The sequence below is a fragment of the Lunatimonas salinarum genome, assembly GCF_017811155.1.
Classification (GTDB): domain Bacteria; phylum Bacteroidota; class Bacteroidia; order Cytophagales; family Cyclobacteriaceae; genus Lunatimonas; species Lunatimonas salinarum.
On the sequence record NZ_JACVCV010000025.1, the window covers coordinates 1 to 17,672 of the forward strand.

12 protein-coding genes are annotated in these 17,672 nt (G+C 48.7%); all 12 read right to left on the minus strand.

Annotation, left to right across the window (positions count from 1 at the left end; all coding sequences use genetic code 11):
• Nucleotides 1-373, minus strand: a 373-nt coding sequence (locus IAQ59_RS20190) for a 6-bladed beta-propeller (protein WP_209332671.1), incomplete at its 3' end; no start/stop codon positions are given.
• A 3-nt stretch (nucleotides 374-376) separates the two neighbouring features.
• On the minus strand, nucleotides 377-754 hold the full coding sequence (locus tag IAQ59_RS20195; protein WP_209332672.1) for a hypothetical protein: 378 nt from the start codon (nucleotides 752-754) through the stop codon (nucleotides 377-379).
• 202 nt (nucleotides 755-956) lie between these two features.
• Nucleotides 957-1,145, minus strand: coding sequence for a hypothetical protein (locus IAQ59_RS20200; RefSeq protein WP_209332673.1), 189 nt, complete (start codon nucleotides 1,143-1,145; stop codon nucleotides 957-959).
• A gap of 1,442 nt (nucleotides 1,146-2,587) precedes the next feature.
• Complete coding sequence (locus tag IAQ59_RS20205; RefSeq protein ID WP_209332674.1) at nucleotides 2,588-3,751, minus strand: Gfo/Idh/MocA family protein; 1,164 nt, start codon at nucleotides 3,749-3,751, stop codon at nucleotides 2,588-2,590.
• A gap of 48 nt (nucleotides 3,752-3,799) precedes the next feature.
• Nucleotides 3,800-4,831 carry a sugar phosphate isomerase/epimerase family protein gene (locus IAQ59_RS20210; RefSeq protein WP_209332675.1) on the minus strand — a complete coding sequence of 344 codons (1,032 nt, stop codon included), beginning with the start codon at nucleotides 4,829-4,831 and terminating at the stop codon, nucleotides 3,800-3,802.
• Nucleotides 4,832-4,949: 118 nt separating this feature from the next.
• A complete protein-coding gene (locus IAQ59_RS20215; protein WP_010856540.1) occupies nucleotides 4,950-6,155 on the minus strand; it encodes a class I mannose-6-phosphate isomerase in 1,206 nt (401 codons plus the stop codon).
• Nucleotides 6,156-6,185: 30 nt separating this feature from the next.
• Nucleotides 6,186-7,268 carry an aldose 1-epimerase family protein gene (locus tag IAQ59_RS20220; protein ID WP_209332676.1) on the minus strand — a complete coding sequence of 361 codons (1,083 nt, stop codon included), beginning with the start codon at nucleotides 7,266-7,268 and terminating at the stop codon, nucleotides 6,186-6,188.
• Nucleotides 7,269-7,504: 236 nt separating this feature from the next.
• Nucleotides 7,505-8,263: a 3-keto-disaccharide hydrolase gene (locus tag IAQ59_RS20225; RefSeq protein WP_209332677.1), complete on the minus strand. Its 759-nt coding sequence runs from the start codon at nucleotides 8,261-8,263 to the stop codon at nucleotides 7,505-7,507.
• Nucleotides 8,264-8,416: 153 nt separating this feature from the next.
• On the minus strand, nucleotides 8,417-11,071 hold the full coding sequence (locus IAQ59_RS20230; protein ID WP_209332678.1) for a c-type cytochrome: 2,655 nt from the start codon (nucleotides 11,069-11,071) through the stop codon (nucleotides 8,417-8,419).
• A gap of 232 nt (nucleotides 11,072-11,303) precedes the next feature.
• On the minus strand, nucleotides 11,304-12,809 hold the full coding sequence (locus tag IAQ59_RS20235) for a RagB/SusD family nutrient uptake outer membrane protein (RefSeq protein WP_209332679.1): 1,506 nt from the start codon (nucleotides 12,807-12,809) through the stop codon (nucleotides 11,304-11,306).
• Nucleotides 12,810-12,838: 29 nt separating this feature from the next.
• Nucleotides 12,839-15,934 (minus strand): SusC/RagA family TonB-linked outer membrane protein, encoded by a 3,096-nt coding sequence (locus IAQ59_RS20240; protein WP_209332680.1) that lies wholly within the window; start codon nucleotides 15,932-15,934, stop codon nucleotides 12,839-12,841.
• Nucleotides 15,935-16,153: 219 nt separating this feature from the next.
• A complete protein-coding gene (locus IAQ59_RS20245) occupies nucleotides 16,154-17,659 on the minus strand; it encodes a RagB/SusD family nutrient uptake outer membrane protein (protein ID WP_209332681.1) in 1,506 nt (501 codons plus the stop codon).
• Nucleotides 17,660-17,672 lie beyond the last annotated feature (13 nt).

Consider the following 17,672-nt stretch of genomic DNA (forward strand, 5'->3'; position numbering starts at 1 on the left):
CGCCTTCCTTGTCCACGATAAAATCGTCAAAGGCAAAATCCATATCAGGAAAATCTTTGTGGTCAAGAAAGTTGCTTACCTTAAATAGAAAATCTCCGGTATTCTTAAAACACAATACTGATTTGGCAATATGTCTATCTAAAATATAAATCCTGTCTCCATGCTGTATCAGCTTATCTATTTTTCCAATTAGTGCTTGTTCATTTAATTCCAACTGAATGATTTTATTGACATCTACTACATCGGACAAATTTACATCAACCATATCCTTAATTTGAAAAGGAATGGTTTTGACTTCTCCGTTCTCAACTACCTTAGGAGGGTCACATGAAAAAGAAAAAACCAAAACCAGTAATGTTAATATGTTCTTCATTCCTTAATCTTTAAAACAATTAGCTCCATAGTTGGGGCCAGGGAAATTGTTCCAACAACAAGCGTAACATCCCCCCTCAGTTACACAGGTAACTTGAAGTTTTCTAGATACACCCAATACTTCCACGTCAAGTAAGCATTGAGAAGCACCTGGCCCTCCTGCTGTACATGACACATCGATAGGTTTTGGCATACAATTTCCACCACTTCCATTTTCACCCTGCGCATAAGCCCTATTCCCCAGTTCAATCAAGGTCAACGAAGGCAGCGTCTTATCCTTCTCAAATTCTAAGCTGATCATGATGTTAAGTACCAGCATAACGCCGAATGCACCCGCAGCGACCCACCGCAGCCATTTGCTTGCTTTTAGATAATTTTTCATCTGTTTATAATTTGTCTTTAAGCGGTCAGATGGAATCTCGCACGTATTACAATCGTTCCTCCGTGTGTCGCTTGCGTCGTGCTCGATTTCATGTTGTTATTATTTAAATGAACAATAAAATATTTACGAGATAAAATTAAGCTAATAAAAATTACGATGAAACCAAAAAAATAGGACAAAACCGGACAGGGTGGTTTATTACTCAGTTCGTTTCTTGGTATTGTTTCAAAATGAGGTTCATGTCCGCTTTGATATCATACACTGCGGATGAAGGGATCTTGGGATCTTTTTCCAGCAGATAACATGCAATCGGCAGCAGTTTTCCGGTTTGCCCTGTCTCCGAATAAAGTTTTGCCAACAAGTACCCTGCATAAAAACGGTCAGGAAGCATGTCCACAGCCAGTTGATAGGCCTCCTCCGCCTCCTGATACAGCCCCAGGGCGGGGATTGACAGACATCCATCCCACCCTCAACCCCAAAGTGGGTTGAACAAGTCCTGCGAACCATCTGTCCATCCGTGGAGAAGATTTCCCTTGACAAACCCGCTTCCAAATAATGGATTGAATGCGAGGTTATTTTATCCTATAAAGTCATTTACGTCAAGTTCAACCCCATCCGGGGTTGGAGGTAGTAGGTAGTCCCGCTGCCGTGGGTTGCCACCCACGGTTATTGTTGTTCAGGCCCTACAGGCCTGGTTTCGGGAACCGATCCGACAAGGCTAGAAAAATTTCCACATTAGATTACATCTGATCCAAGGTTAGAGTCGACCGGCTATTCGATAATCGTGGTTCCCCTACGATTATTAATGTTCTGGGACTACAGGCCTGAGTTTAACTATAAGATCTGGAAGAGACCAGACGGAAATCGCGTCAGCATTGTAAATTTCATAGTTATACTCGTCCAATTTACAACCTCTCCGGCTTAAACCCCACAAACACCATCTGATTTCCCGAGGGGTTATCGTCGGGATGGTTAAGAGAAAGGTACAGCTTGCCGTTATGGGTAAAGTACGCGGGGCTACGGCTCTGGAGTCGTTCAAAACTTTGCTACTGGTATTTTCGAATCCTTCTCGCAACAAGAGAGGCAAATCCACCTCTATTTCCTTTGCGTCTTAGCGCCTTTGCGTGAACCACTCCTCCCGGAAAAACTGGAGCAGATCTATTGAAGATAACAATCCAACGCCCCTGCAGAAGCTAGAAGCCTTTTCTACTCGTTTTTTTGATTCCTTCTCATAACGAGAGAGACAAATCCACCTCTATTTTCCTTTGCGTCTTAGCGCCTTTGCGTGAACCTCTTCTCCCGGAAAAACCGGAACAGCTCTATTGAAGAATGCAGGGCTATTGCCCTGAGGTAGTTAGAAGGCTTTGCTATTTGTATTTTTGATTCCAATTGGGACCGAGGTCGACGAACATATCCCCTCTATTTTCCTTTGCGTCTTGGCGCCTTTGCGTGAATCTCTTCTCCCGGAAAAACCGGAACAGGACTTTTGAACATGGCAGAGCTACGCCCTTGGGGTGGTGCAAAAAATTTGCTACAGGTATTGTTGACTCCTCCTCGCAACGAGAGAGACAAATCCACCCCTATTTTCCTTTGCGTCTTAGCGCCTTTGCGTGAACCTTATTCCCGGATATCCTGCCACAACAAATGGCTTGACGAATTTTGCGTTGTTCAAAAAAGGAAAAGACAATCGGGTGTAGTGGATACTACTCCCTGTTCGGGAGAATAGATCCTACTACCTCTGGAAGAACTAGTGATAAAAAGTAAAGCCCGGAACACGGCTCCGGGCTTAGCTATTTATTAGGTAAAACCGATTCTATCGGCTACTTTCTTTTTTTACTTTTCCACCCACTCCACGCCGGTATCTTTCCAGCTACGTGACGCGGCAGAGTCGAGCACGGCCTGACATACCTTCTGTGTTTCGTAGGCGTCTCGGAAGGTAGGATGACAGGGCTCGCCGGTCTCCAAGCTCTTGAAGAAATCGGCCACCTGATGGATAAAGGAATGTTCATACCCTACACTGGTACCGGGTATCCACCAACGGTTCATATAGGGCTGATCGCCGTCGGTCACGTGGATGGACCTCCAACCTCTTACGATCGAATCATCGCTATGGTCAAAGTATTCCAGCCGGTTCATATCGTGCAGATCCCAACGGATAGAGGCGTGCTCTCCGTTGATTTCGAAGGTATATAGCGCCTTGTGTCCACGTGCATAACGGGTAGCTTCAAACAAGCCCAGGGAACCGTTATCAAAGTGGCAGTGGAATAGGCAGGCATCGTCAATACCAACTTTCTTCTTCTCTCCGCTACCTTGATGCACCCGCTCCTTGATAAAGGTCTCCGTCACCGCGGAAACGTCCTTGATACCACCGTTTAGCCACATCGCTGTATCCACACAGTGTGCCAACAGGTCACCGGTAACTCCGGATCCAGCTGCGTCCACATCCAACCTCCACAGCGCATCCCCCCCCTGAGGCAAATCCGGACTGATGGTCCAATCCTGTAGGAAATTGGCCCTGTAGTGGAATATTTTTCCCAATTTACCGGATTCCACCACCTGCTTGGCAAGCGTAACCGCAGGAATACGCCGGTAGTTGTACCAAACGGTATTTTTCACTCCAGCCTTCTCGATCACCTCCACCATCTCTTTGGCTTCATCCAACGTACGTGCCAGTGGCTTTTCGCAAAGGATCATCTTACCGGCCTTGGCGGCGGCGATGGAAATTTCGGCGTGGGTGTCGTTGGGCGTACAGATATCCACGGCGTCTACATCGTCACGCTCGATTACTTTTCTCCAGTCTGTTTCGTAGGAGGCATAGCCCCACTGCTCGGCAAAGGCTTTGATCTTTTCCTCCCTACGTGAACAGGCTACCTGCAACACTGGACGGTATTCGTATTCGGGAAAGAAGTCTCCCAGTCTTTTATATCCGTTGGTATGGATTCTTCCCATCAAACCCGTACCGATCATGGCAATTCGTATTGGCTTCTTTTCACTCATGGTTATTTCACATTTAACGTTAAAACTACATCAAAGAAAATGCGGAGTCTATTCACTCCAGCCGTGGGCGTTTCGCACCTTGATCAGCGCTGCCAAGATATCGTTCCAGGTTTGCTGCTTGCCCATGACGGCGTTGGGGAACATACAGCCATCCCAGCAGATATGCTTGAAGGCTTTGGTAAGATTACCGTTTTCATCCCTCAGCCAGTGTGCAGCGTCTTCCACTACATTGAGCTTGCCATGGGGATCGGTAGCCAGACAGTGGCGACCGGTCTTATCGTGTGAACCGGATCCAAATACAGAACCGTCGTTTTGAGCTACGTGAAAGTCGATCGTCCAGGGACGTAGGGCTGCTGTCATTTCTTTCAACGCCGCGGTCAGCACACTTCTGTCCTGCCAATCGTATCCCTCTGGCAATATCCTGTGCTCCGGAAAGTTATATCCCATGGTATAGAGCAGGGTATGGGCCATATCAGCCTGAAAGCCCAAATTCGGACTGTTTACCGATTCCAGCGTTTCCAGCATCGTTTTCCAAGAGTGCATACCTCCCCAGCAGATTTCGCCTTCGGCAGCCAGCCTCTCCCCGTAGTTTCCGGCGATATTGGCAGCTTCTTTTAGCGTCTCCACAATGATTTTCTGACTTCCCTTGGGATCCTTCGCCCATTGTTCCGGACTACTTGCGGTATCCACACGCACAATCCCGTACTCTCTAACGCCAAGGTCTTTTAGCTTTTGGGCAAACTTGCAGGACTTCTCCACCATATCGAGGTAAGTCGCTCTATCTTCGTCGGAGCCCAGTATGGGACCACCCCAGATGGGTGCTACCACACTGCCGATCTTCAAGCCTAAAGCCGAGACTTTATCCGCCAGCCTCTTGGCCTCGTCATCTCCGCCTTCCAAGTTTACATGGGGTTCAAACAACCCCACATCCACACCGTCAAACTTGACACCGTCTACCTCCGCATTGGCGGTGAATTGAAGCATCTCGTCCAGTGAAATTACCGGCTCGGAATCAGGCCCTTTACCTACAATCCCAGGCCAAGTAGCATTATGTAACTTTGGAAAATTATTTTGGGACATAATTAAAATGGTTTTAGGTTAACTAACTGATTAATGTACTAATAGAAGTAAGGCAGATAAAAATAATGCATTTACCCTAGAGTATACGCATATTTTAACGCCTTTCTCCAATAGATGTTTACAATTTCAGATCGGGATTGTTCGGGCCGAAATGCTTAAGCATCACGATGGGGTCCGTCTTGGAGAGATTGGTGATCTTCACCCCTTCCATGGCGGCTTTTTCCGTCACAAAGTACTCGTCGTGGGTAAGCTGCCCGTAACGGATCAAAGCCGGGGTTTCTATATCCCACACCCCTATGGTGCCGTGCCCCTGCATCATGATAAAGCCGTAGGCGGCGCTGTCTTTGATAACGACCGTCTGTCCTGGGAGGACGGTTAATTCCTTCGCGGAAAAATCAGCCGAACGGTAACAAATCCACTTGTCAATGTATCCAGCCGCTTCCATTTCCTCCAACGGCTTAACCGGAATAGGCTCCATAAAGCGCGTCTCAAGCAGGTTGGGGTTAACGTTCAATTCCCAATCGATCACCTCCATCAACTGATCATAGTCTCCGATTCGATCTTTGGGCGTGCCCTTCCAAAGCAGTTCTTCCGGAATAATCGCCTCATTTACCAGCGACTGATACATGGCAAATACGTCAGAAGCCTTCTGCGGCTCATAGGTACACAAGCTTCCCGGCGCATGAAGCATCCCCGGAGGCACATCCCATCCGGTTCCCGGCTGCAGTCTGAAAGCTTGGGAATAGTTGGTGATTTTGTTATCCCCTTTGGTAAAATTCATCAAGCATTCTTTGATCTGCTCTTTGGTGGTACCTGGCGCAATGCCAAAGAAGGTGTAGGGGAAATCTCCCCCATGGTTGTTCAACTGGGGCGGGAAGTAATAGGCCTCGGGCTTGCCTTTTTGGCCTACTTTGGCGGCATGCTCGTCGTTGTGGTGTATGTGGTGGGGAAGGGGCCCCATGTTGTCAAAAAACTTGGAGTACATAGGCCAGCTTTTGTACTCGTTCCAGATCCGGTCACCGATGATGGCTCCTTGAAGCTCGTCGATTACATCCTTCAACAGAATCAATTCCTCCTTACCCTCAGGCCCCACTACCACTTTACTCAAGCCTTCGTCTTTGCCTGTTAGCGGGCCGTTTTCGGCGGGGGTGGTGGATGAAAACCAGCGCTCGTCAATGCCGCCGCGCTCGCCGCCCAAGATATAATAATCATCCGGATGCAGCTTGATCCTTCTTCCGGGTACGCAAAATGAACGTGGAACCCAGTTAGGAGCCAGTCTCAAAATGCCCTGGCCTTCTTCTAATGCTTTTTTTGCCAAACTCATAGGTAGTAAATCGATTTATTGTTAGTTATTTTAGATGGAATTCCATTTCGTCAGTATCTCTATGGCAGCGGGTTCATGCAGTACTTCAAAATCCAATCTGTAGCTGCGTGACTCTCCAGGCTCCAAGAAAATCAATGTTCCCTCCTCCCGGGCTTTGGCCTGTCCTATGGGCGGGTTGGTGCCCGGCTCCAAGGCCATCACGTATTCATTTGTGCCCCAGTGCTGCCAATTGATTAACCAAGGCAATTGTTTTTTCTGAAATGCAATCTGTAGCGCAAAGCCTAGGCGTGGGTTGTGTACTCCGGTGAAGCAGCGCCCACTGCGATCTGCCGCCACGTCTATAAAGGCCACGTCTTCCCCACTGCCCGCATGGTCTGCGCGCGGTGCTGGGCAGGCTTTGAAATTGTTGGACGGGTTAAAGATTCGGTTGTTGGGATCTTGATCCCTTGCATGCCAGTGTCCGGACCACACGATTTCTGCCCCCTCATCGAGCAGCGGCCACCCCAAGTTCAGGTGGTACAAAAGCATGTGCGGTGCCTGCGTATTTCCCCGGTTGATCACTTCGTCCTCCACACGAAGGGAGGGATTTCCAAGCGTTCCACTGATTTTTCGTCGAAGCAGCAGGTGGGGGCCAAACACTTGGCTTTCAAAGATCTCTCCTATAAGACAGAAATCCATTTTTCCCATCAAGGGATCTGGTTGGTCTACCTGAACTAGCTCCGCCGGTGTATTGCTGATTCTGCCATGAAGTCCCCTACTGCCGAAACCATCGTCTTCCGGGCCCCCGACATGGCACAGCCCGCAGGTAGTCATGAGACCACCACCAAAGGTACGCAGCCAATCTATCCCCCGATCCGACATAGGCTGGGGATTGACCGGACCCGAATGGCTCATCCAAGCGAGGGAATGCTGCTGGTAAAAGGCCTCAGCAATATCCATGCCCCGATCCAAAAGCACTTTATAGCGGAGACCGGCACCGGTATCTATCCAAGCAATCCGGCTGCCCTTTGCAGGACCATTGTCCAAGACAGCCAGCTCTATTCCTCCCACCTGACAGCGGTTTCCAACCTTTCCGCGCATCCTGTGCTTTAACTCCTCTGTATTGTTGTCCATGTTATTTTTTTCCACTCCCAATATAAGCAATCAAAAGCTAACCACTATCCTGCTGTGTCGGGTACTCCGAGCACAGTTGGGAAGTGGTTAGCCTGCACAATTAAAATCCGCCACTAACTGCCAAAGAATCTACTATTATTTCGAAAAGCAAACGCGTGGAAATGGAAACCCTATCTTATTCCAACGGGAATTCCAGCATAATATTCGGTCACCAAGGAACACTTGATTCAGGTGGATTAAAGTTCTTTCAAGTACAAATTTTTTAACTCAACCTTCATTGGAGGGCCCACATGAACCTGAATCCCCAAATAGCCGGAATCTGCCCGGTTAGCCGGATCCTCGTCGGTCACGTCACTCATCAGCACGCCGTTGATGTAGTGCTGCAGTCGATTTCCTTTGATGACCAAATGAAAGGTATTCCAGTCTTCCGCGTTGATTTTTTCCTTAAGCGCATCTCTGTCACCCAACTCTTCGATCACTTCCAAGCCCTTCCATGCATTCCGTTCCACGTACTCTCGGGGGTTCCCTCCTCCCGGCTGGGGATTGATTTTGGTTTTCTGTCCACGATAGGCAAGCGTGGTACGCTTACGCTCTTCGTAGTTTTGTCCGGTATAGGCATTTCTACCATCGATGTCGGCTTGGTAACCTCTTAGTGCGAAGGGAACGTCCGCCAGCCGGTCACTACGATATTGAATACCGGAATTTCCCCGCTCGGAGATACGAAACTCTCCTTTCAACTCGAAATCCGAAGGCTGTCCACCCTCCCAGATCAAAAAGGTATTTGCTTTAAGCGGGGTATTTTCTGTCAGTTCGCCGACGATACTCCCATTTTCGACGCGCCAGTAAGTGGCGTCGCCCTCCCAACCGGAAAGGGATTTGCCGTCGAAGATGGAGTTAAATCCATCGTTGCTACCGGATTGCGCAGCGCGCTGCCCGTTACAGCTGAATACTACAAGGGCCACAAAGGCCATCAGAGGTAAGATGTTTTTTATCATGGTACTGTTCTTTTTGGTAATAGCCGACCGACCATCATAGCAGGAGGCCATGGTATAATCAAAAAAATCAGGAAGGCTGCTTTCCGGAAATCCAGGTGGTGCCGGATGACACGCACAGATCCCGCAAAGCAGGCTTACCTGATCGATAGTTGTTTATTGGAATACCTCGTGCTCCGGATTACCTCCAGAAATCAGGTAGGCCATTAAGTCCTTTAATTCCTCTTCGTTCAGCCGGTTGATCAGACCTGGAAGCATCACCGAAACCTCCGAAACTTTGGTCGATTTCACCTGGCTCTTGGGTATCTCCCTTAAATCGTTAGGAGCAAAGGGATTTTGGGACACATGATACACCCCGTCTTCTTCGGTAATCAACCTGCCCACCACAGTGGACTCGTCGTTCATTACAAAGACAGTCGCTTCATATTGATCCGAAATCTCGGAACTGGGGTTGATGGTGGCATCCAGGATATCCCTTGGCGAAAAGCGTGTTCCCAGCTGCGTCAGGTCGGGACCCACTGCACCGCCCTCACCACGCATGGCATGGCAGGATTGGCAAAGCGTGGCCTGATACATGGCATGGCCCTTCTCAAAGTCCCTGCCAGCGAGCTGAGCCATCAATGGTTCTGCTTCCTCAACCGTCCATCGACGTCCGGGTCCTTCCGGCTGAACAGCCGCCACTTGAAGATCATTGCCACTACCTGTGAGCCTAGCAGCTCCTGACATCTCGTTGTAATGGTCAAATTTATCCTTGGGAACAGTAGCCAACGCCATTTTCCTGGCACGATCGATAAAACCTACGTAGCTTCTACCGCCTTTGTATTGGAAAGCGTTGTCTATCCAAGTGAAGTACTTTTCGTAATTCTGGTCATTCCATCCTGCTTTGGCACCTCCGAGCACCGTCGCATAATAGGTCTGCTGTGCTGGAGGCACTGCTGCCAACATCCCGGCAATATCCAATCCGTATTGGGGATTCCTCATGATCAAATCAGAGGATGAGGTAAACGTTTTCTGGAAGTTTGGATCATCTTCCGCATTATCCAGCATGGCCAACAGCTTAGGCACCGCGGAAGGTGCTTCTAACTTGACCAAGACCTTGCCCATTACGCGGTTTAGTCGGTTGGTAGAAGCCGGGAAGTTCGGATCCAAATAGGCAATCACCTTGCTTCGCATGGCACCTGCTGGGTTATCATGGCGAAACAACACCACCTCAAATGCTCGGACAAGGTTCATTTGATCTTCTTCACTTAGTGCCGCAAAATCTGGCTTCATCAATGCTTCCAACATGCCGTTTAACTGGGACTTGCTCCCGTGCCTTGCCAGTGCGATAATCGCATGTGCCAAGGCTCTGGGATTTTCTTCGGCCAATGCCTTTGCTTGCCACTCACTTACCGGCTGATGCTCCACAGCGATACGTGCAGCATATTGGACAAAGCGATCCGCATGGCTTAGGTAGGGCCATGCGGCCTCTATGGCACCCGCCTTAGGTCCGCCTACGTGGAATTCCTCTAGCATACGGCGGATTTTGTGTTCTTCCGGAAGATCAGCTTCCTTAAGACCCTGCGACGCCTCGTTACTTAAGTCGCCTTTATAGTACACCCGATAAAGATCCGACTCCAGTCTACGTCCACCCGTGGCAAAATAAAATGCGCCATCAGGACCGAAAATACCGTCCGTCAGGGGAAGTGGAGATCCGGAAATGAACTCTTCCGCTTTCACAGCATAACTACCTCCCTGAGGGGTCATCTGCATGGCATAGATAATCCCAAAGCTCCAGTCAAAAGCAAAGATGGACCGCTTGTATTTATCGGGGAAATTGGATTTGGCACCAGAGACCACGTTAGTTGGTGAACCCTGTCCAATGTTTAAGATGGCGGGAAGATTGTCGGTATAGTCTGGAGACCACTTTTTATTGCCGGTTCTCCAGCCAAATTCACTGCCACTGGTAACGTGGTTGATACGGGTGGGTCGGTACCAAGGCATACCAAAGTCCCATTCCATATCGGAATCGTAGGTGAAAATGTCCCCCACTTCGTTAAAGGCGATGTCGAATTCATTTCGGAAGCCTACGCTGACAAGCTCCCAATGTTTGCCTTCCGGGTCAATCTTGGCAATCCATCCTCCTGGGGCACCCCGGCTATTGGCATGCCCTCTGGGATCTTTGATCTCTGGAATCAAGTTATCATCTTCCCAAACCCGTGGAATGCGGTAGTGGTCCATCTCGGGCACATCGATGTGGTTACCGACCACGATGTACAAGGATTGTCCATCTGGAGACACCACAATACTGTGGGGGCCGTGTTCTCCTTGCCCTCCGGTAAAAGTCCTCACTTCAATCACTTCGTCAAACTGATCGTCACCATTGGTATCCTTCAGGCGATACAACCCGGTTGCTTTGTCAAACTGGTCATTGGGATTGTGGTTTACCATCACGTAGAGGCTGTTGAAGGCATAGGTAACCGCCTGGGCAAATCCCATTCCCAACTTTTCCTCCCCGTTCGGACCAATCTTTAACTTTTCCACTTTGGGGGTCAATGAATCGGATCCTATGGCAGGTATCTCAAGGCGATAAATCGCACCATACTGATCGGAAGTGATCATCCTTCCCTTATCGTCAAAGGTCATTCCCACCCAGGATCCCTGATCGTTTACGCCAGGGCTATACAGGTGTTCTACCTCAAACCCAGAAGGAAATTTTAATTTATCCACCTTGGGATTGGGCTCCCGTGTTTCTTCCTGACCACCGCAGGCAAAGAGCAGTGCGGCGATAAGCAGCACCGGGAAGTGCTTGAATACGAGTTTATAATTCATTGGTTATCTGTTATTGTTGTTATTTCGTGTATCGATTTATCATACAGGGTGAAACGGACTTGAAAGTTATCGCATATTATTGGCAAACAAAAACCGATGGTGGGATGAGTGTGCCATTTATAAATTTAGGCCTGCTGTTGAATGAAACCAAGTAAGCACCGGAGGGCAATTTATATGCTGCCATTCCGGTGCTTAAATTTTGACAAACTACCTGTATTTCAGAAATATCCGATTAGAAGTGCGGAGTGATTTCTGCTTCTGCAGCTGGTAGTGCATAGTATTTAGTGATGTTGGTAAAGGCAATAGATCGAAACGTAGCTCCGGCAGGATAGTAGTAATCCAGCGGATTGGCCAGCGCACGTGCGCCAAAATCACCAATGATCTCCTGCACCCTGTCCGCCCGGGTAATGTCAAACCAGCGCTTGTTTTCAAAGGCCAATTCTACCCTTCTTTCCTTAAAGATGGCTTCTCGCATATCGGCCTGCCCGGATGCGGTCGAATTTGCTAATCCGGCACGGTTCCGAACCTGATTCAAGTACCCTGCAGCCTCTACTGTCTTACCCTGTTCATTCAAAGCTTCCGCTAAGAAGAGTAACACCTCCGCATAGCGGTAAATGGGCCAATTCATGCCATGAACATTGTGCAGGGCATGATGCTTGGCGTATTTCTTTATGTATGGATATACCTTATCTTCCCGGTCACTGCCTGCTATCTCAACATAAGCGATGGAAGCATCCTTTCTCAGGTCGCCTTCCTCATATGCCGCAATAATATCTGGGGTAGGAATATTATTTCCTTCACCGTCCAGCGGCTGCGGGTTGGAAGTACCGGTAATGGGCTGCAATTCCTGCAAAGAAATGGGCCGTGGCATAAAGCTGTACAGGAAACTACTATGCAAGCCCTCTGGGCCTTCCAGAAACTGGATCTCGAATAGAGACTCCGCATTGTTTTTATTGCCCACACTTTCGGAAAACACATCCTCGTAATTGCCGATCAACGAATACTCCCCGCTATTGACAATACCCTTCAGCAGAGTCTCAGCTTCTGCCCAGCGCTTCTGGGTTATAAATACGTCTGCCAGCAACATTTGGGCGGCACCCTTGGAGGCACGGCCCACACCCTGCTGTGAACGCACAGGGAGCAAGTTAACAGCAGATTGGATATCACTGATCAACTGTGCATAAATCTCAGATTCCGGAGCCAAAGGCTGGGCCGCTTCTTCCCGGGTAGTCACCGGGACTAAATGCAGCGGAACACTTCCGAAATACCGGGCCAACTCGTAATAGGCGTATCCGCGAAGAAATAGCGTCTGCCCTTTTAAATTGTCCTTCGCTGCCTGATTGAATTCGACCTGGTCGATCTGGCTCAAAATCTGGTTAGCACGTGCAATGATCAGGTAATCCTGTCGGTATTGGTTCAATACGTGTGTGTTGGTCGTAATTCCCTGATCATCCGGCAAGCAGTGGTCGGAGATATCTTCCTGTTGCTCTGTAGCACCAAAGTTAATATTACGGGCATAGATGGTATTGTCCGAGCGCATCTCACACAACAACCAAGATCGGGTGTTTGCGATCGTCCGTAGCGGCGCATAGGTAGCATTTACGGCTTGTTGGAAATCAGATTCTGTTTTGTAAAACGTCGCCGAACTTAGGGATGTTTCTGGGGCAATTGTCAAGAAGTCTTCGCAACTTGACATAATTATTCCCAATAGTGCTATATATATCGATATTTTTTTCATTTGTCGGTCAATTTAAGGTGAAAGTGGCTTTAGAACGTAAAGTTTGCACCTATGGTAAAGGTACGTGGAACCGGGTATCCGGTCAAGTCGATTCCTGGACTCAGGTTTCCACCGTCTCCTTGTCCGTTGTCTTGCTGGCTAACCTCCGGATTGGGTCCTCCCCAATAAGGTGTAAAGATGTAAACATTCTGCACGGAGGCATAAAACCTGGCCGCCTTTACCACATTCGCGATGGCCCCTGCATTGAAGCCAAGCGTGATGTTTTTGATGGAAAAGAAGGATGCATCCCAAACAAAGTTGCTGTTTGCCCAATCTCGTTCGATACCGGTTACGTTTCCGCCACCCACAGTGGTTCCGAAAATTCCCTCTCCCGGATCTTCGGGCGAACGGAAGCGGTCAGTCGCTTTACGAACCATATTGAACACGCCGTCCAGGTTGGCGGTACTAAACAAGTGGCGCATGTACAGCTGATTTCCGTGCGATCCGGAAGTGATGATATTCATGTCCCACTTTCCATACTTGAAGTTGTTGGTGATGCCATACGTGAAATCCGGAAAGGGATTGCCAATGATCGTACGGTCGTCGTTGTTTCCACCGATCGTGATGATCCCATCTCCGTTGATATCTTCCAACTTGATCGAACCTACCCTAGAACGTCCAGGTACCTGAGGAGAACTGTTCAGATCTTCCTCGTTCATGTAGTTCCCTAGTTTTCTCAGTCCGTAAAACTGTCCGAACGGCTGCCCCACTTGCGTAATGTGGAATTGACCGTAAACGCGATCGATCCCTTCTGCCAGCGCCATTACCCGGTTACGGTTAAAGGAAATGTTTGCATTGGTGGTCCAAAGCAGTTTTCCCTGCGTGTTTCGGGTCGTGACTGAGAATTCATGTCCCCAAAACTTAATCTCTCCAATGTTATCGGTGATGCTACCGAAGCCTGCTTCCTGAGGTATCTGCACATTATAAAGCAGGTTGGTAGTATTCTTGGTATAAAAATCATACACAAACTGAACACGGTCATCAAACAAACCCAGGTCCAATCCGACATCAAACTGATGGGTTGTTTCCCATCCCAAGAAAGGGTTTTGGAGTGAGGTAACCGCCGCTCCAGGTACCACAGTATTGTTAAAAACGTGATTTACGGTATTGTTTACCAGGGCGTACTGCGTGTAATTACCGATGTTATTGTTACCGGTTACTCCGTAGCTACCCCGCATTTTCATGAAGGAAACTTTGTCACTGGTACTAAGGAAGCCTTCGTCAGACACCACCCATCCTGCAGATACGGAAGGAAATACCCCCCACCTGTTTTCCGAACCAAATCGGGAAGATCCGTCGGCACGGATGGCAGCCGTCAATAAGTACTTGCCTTGGTAATTATAGGTTAGTCGGCTTAGGAAAGAGGTCAATGCCCACTCCTGCACGTCAGAAATCGTACTTCCTCTGTTAATGTTTAGCGCACCCTGTATGGTTGGTAAACGATCGTCTGCATAGGTATCTCCCACCACTTGAGTACGATCCAATCGGAAGTACTGGTTGGTAAATCCGCCCAACAACTGGAAGTTGTGATCGTTGATCGACTTGGTATAGGTTACTGTGTTTTCGTTCAACCAGCTGAAGATTTCCCGATCATCCCGTGTCGAACGCGCTACCGTGGGAATGGCTTGGTTCATCCCCGGCGTGGCCGTTGACGGATTGAAGTAAAAGAACCTGTCGTTTCTGAGCTCCGCGTTGATGGTCGATTTGAGTTCCAGCCCCTCGATAGGTTGGTACTGAATGTAGGCATTGGAAAGCAAGTTGGTCTCTTTGGTCTCATTGGTAATTTCCAAGGCTGAACGTACGTAATTTGGATAGGCGAAGATGTTACCGGTTTCACTGGGAAACCGATTAAAGTAGGTTAGTTCCCCGTTTTCGTCGTATATAGGCATGTTTGGCCAGGTATGCAAGGCATTAAATAAAATACCCGTACCCCTGGACCCATCGGTTCTGGGGATATTGTCACGAATGTAGGTGGGGGCCAGGTTAAACCCCACGGTTAGCTTGTCCGATACTTTGAAGTCGGAATTGATTCGCAACGAAAAGCGCTCATAGTCGGTGTTCAGTACAACGCCTTCCTGGTCAAAAAACCCTGCCACAATCGAAGTCCGCATTTTTTCGGTATTGTTGTTAATTGTCAGATTATAGTTGGAAATCGGTGCGGTCTGAAGCAAGGCATCGTACCAGTCTTGGGTTTGTCCTTCGTATTGGGAAGGATTCTGAAACATGGCAGGCACAGGACGTCCCGCATCTTCGAAGTATTCCTTTTTAAACTGTGCAAACTCCACGGCGTCCATCATTTCTAAGCGGTTATAATGAGGTACGTTTTGCAGTCCCCGGTACACATTGAGAGATACGCTTGACTGTCCGGCCTTGCCTCTTTTGGTAGTGATCAGCACGACACCATTTGCCGCACGAGACCCGTAGAGGGAAGTAGAAGCGGCATCCTTCAAAACGGTAATGTCCTGAATCTCGTCCGGGTTCAAAGTGGAGATGTCACCCGTAATGGGAAACCCATCCACTACGTATAAAGGCTCACTTCCCGCAGATACCGATAACTGTCCTCGGATACGTACGTTCATTCCTCTGCCCGGCTGTCCAGTAGTTTGATTGATTTGCACTCCGGCCAACTGTCCTTGTAGTTTCTGTGCCATTAAGGGAACCGGAATATCCAACAGGTCATCCCCTTGTATGGTCTGTACCGCCCCCGTGATCTCCTTCTTCAACTGGCTACCATAGCCCACAACCACTACCTCACTAAGGTCGCTCATGGAAGAGGCCAGTGTAATTTCATAGCTCGTCTGCCCGGACAGAACGGGAACTTCTTTGGTGGTGTAACCAATGTAGCTTACCGTCAATACTTCTCCCGGAGACGCATTGACCTGAAACATCCCGTCCAGGTCGGTTACGCTTCCCCGAGTTGTTCCTTTGACCAACACAGATACGCCAGGTATGGTCTCGTTATCACCTTCGGAACGAACTACGCCTGAGATGGCGGATTGTGCCCAGCTGCCCAGGGCGAGCAGCATGGATACAAAAGTAAGGAGCAGCGATTTGCCACTCCCGGTCAAGTAATGATTTACCTTCATAATCATTTGGTTTTTTGGGTTAATAATAGATTTAACGCCAGGCAGTATCCTGCCAAACGTAATTCTAATTAACGCTAAAGTTTTCTATAAACCATCCTGTACTATGCTGCTTCAAAAAATCATATAGGTTAAAAAAAAAGAAAAGCCAGAGAAAATCCCTGTAAGGACCTCTCTGGCTGAATGGACATTCATGGATAGGTTACCTATCCAAAAACGATGCTAGTAACCCGGGTTCTGTCGGGTAGATGGATTAATCCGCATCTGTACTTCAGGGATTGGAAAGAGCACCTGATGCGCCTCAAACACAAAATCATCATTGGAAAAAGGAATACCTCCTCGGGAAGTAGTCGGATTGGCACGCTCCCTAAGCCCGTATGCATTCAGGAAAGAAACCAACTCGGGCGTAGTCATCGTGCGCTTCAGATCCAGCCAACGGTGGTTTTCAAAGGCCAGTTCAATCCTTCGCTCTTTAAGCACCGCCTCCCGGAACGCAGCCTGACTTAAACCGCTCAACGGATCCAAGCCGGCACGCTCCCGAATGGCATTCAGGTAGCCAAATGCTTCTCCGGTGGGTCCGCTAGCTTCGTTGATCGCCTCAGCCAGCATAAGCAACACATCCGCATACCGTATCACCGGCCAGTTGTCATTGGTAACCCCCCGAATCGTATGGGGATGATTGAATTTATTGATAAACGGAACGGGAACCCACTGTCCTTGCAGGTTGGTATAGCCCTCCTGTAAAGACGGTTCCTTTCGCAGGTCTCCCTCTTCGTATGCAGCAATGATATCCCTTGTAGGTGTGTTCCATCCACCCCCTTCCTGGCCAGGAAAGTTGATCACAGCACCACCGGATTCACGCGGTGCAAAGGTGTAAATAAAGCTGCTGTGCACCCCAAACAGGTTGTCCCCTTGGTATTGAATATCCCAAATTGATTCTTTGTGGTTTTTATTGGCTGGCACAAAGATGTCGCCATAGTTTGGAAGTAACTCATACCCTAAGGTAGTCACCTGATTAAGGGCCGCAATCGCCTGCGGGTATTCCTTGCGGGTAAGGTGTACCTTACCTAGCAGCGAAAGCGCTGCTCCTCTAGTTACCCGACCAGTTTGATTGGCCGGATGGCTTACAGGCAACGCCGCGATCGCATCGTTTAGATCTGCGACAATCAATTGGTAAACGGTCTCTACGGGCTGTCGCTCTAACGCAAATGCCTCAGAGGGTGTACTTACCGGTTCCGTTACAATAATCACATCTCCAAAATGCTGCACCAACTGAAAATACAGGTATGCACGGATCATCTTCATCTCCCCCTCTGCCCGCCGTTTTACGGCATCTGAGGCATTGGCGTCCGGTAGGCGAACCAGGGTGGTGTTCACATTGACCATTACACTGTAGATATTGTTGTACAGGGTTGCCACATTCGGTGTAGCAGCGTTGTACTGCCAAAACTCGATCGCTTCCAGGGCCGGCCCGTTACCTCTATTGCCTACATTGAAATGAAGGGTCGTGTTGTCGGAAATGTACTCGTTGTACTGCCATTCGTTATTGAAATGGCCACGAAGCATACCATAAACGCCGGCAACTGCCTGTTCTACTTCTTTTTCATTGCTATAGAAGGTATCGGCCACCAAGACCGTAGGGTCTGTCTTGTTAAGAAACTCATCGCTACAAGAAGCGCAAGCCAACACAATCCCTGCCATTATGGAATAAACTGTTGTATTTTTCATCTTTACTGGGATT

Coding starts and splice junctions, on each gene's coding strand:
- IAQ59_RS20195 (WP_209332672.1), bottom strand. CDS start 754: ATGAAAAATTATCTAAAAGCAAGCAAATGGCTGCGGTGGGTCGCTGCG.
- IAQ59_RS20200 (WP_209332673.1), bottom strand. CDS start 1,145: ATGCTTCCTGACCGTTTTTATGCAGGGTACTTGTTGGCAAAACTTTAT.
- IAQ59_RS20205 (WP_209332674.1), bottom strand. CDS start 3,751: ATGAGTGAAAAGAAGCCAATACGAATTGCCATGATCGGTACGGGTTTG.
- IAQ59_RS20210 (WP_209332675.1), bottom strand. CDS start 4,831: ATGTCCCAAAATAATTTTCCAAAGTTACATAATGCTACTTGGCCTGGG.
- IAQ59_RS20215 (WP_010856540.1), bottom strand. CDS start 6,155: ATGAGTTTGGCAAAAAAAGCATTAGAAGAAGGCCAGGGCATTTTGAGA.
- IAQ59_RS20220 (WP_209332676.1), bottom strand. CDS start 7,268: ATGGACAACAATACAGAGGAGTTAAAGCACAGGATGCGCGGAAAGGTT.
- IAQ59_RS20225 (WP_209332677.1), bottom strand. CDS start 8,263: ATGATAAAAAACATCTTACCTCTGATGGCCTTTGTGGCCCTTGTAGTA.
- IAQ59_RS20230 (WP_209332678.1), bottom strand. CDS start 11,071: ATGAATTATAAACTCGTATTCAAGCACTTCCCGGTGCTGCTTATCGCC.
- IAQ59_RS20235 (WP_209332679.1), bottom strand. CDS start 12,809: ATGAAAAAAATATCGATATATATAGCACTATTGGGAATAATTATGTCA.
- IAQ59_RS20240 (WP_209332680.1), bottom strand. CDS start 15,934: ATGAAGGTAAATCATTACTTGACCGGGAGTGGCAAATCGCTGCTCCTT.
- IAQ59_RS20245 (WP_209332681.1), bottom strand. CDS start 17,659: ATGAAAAATACAACAGTTTATTCCATAATGGCAGGGATTGTGTTGGCT.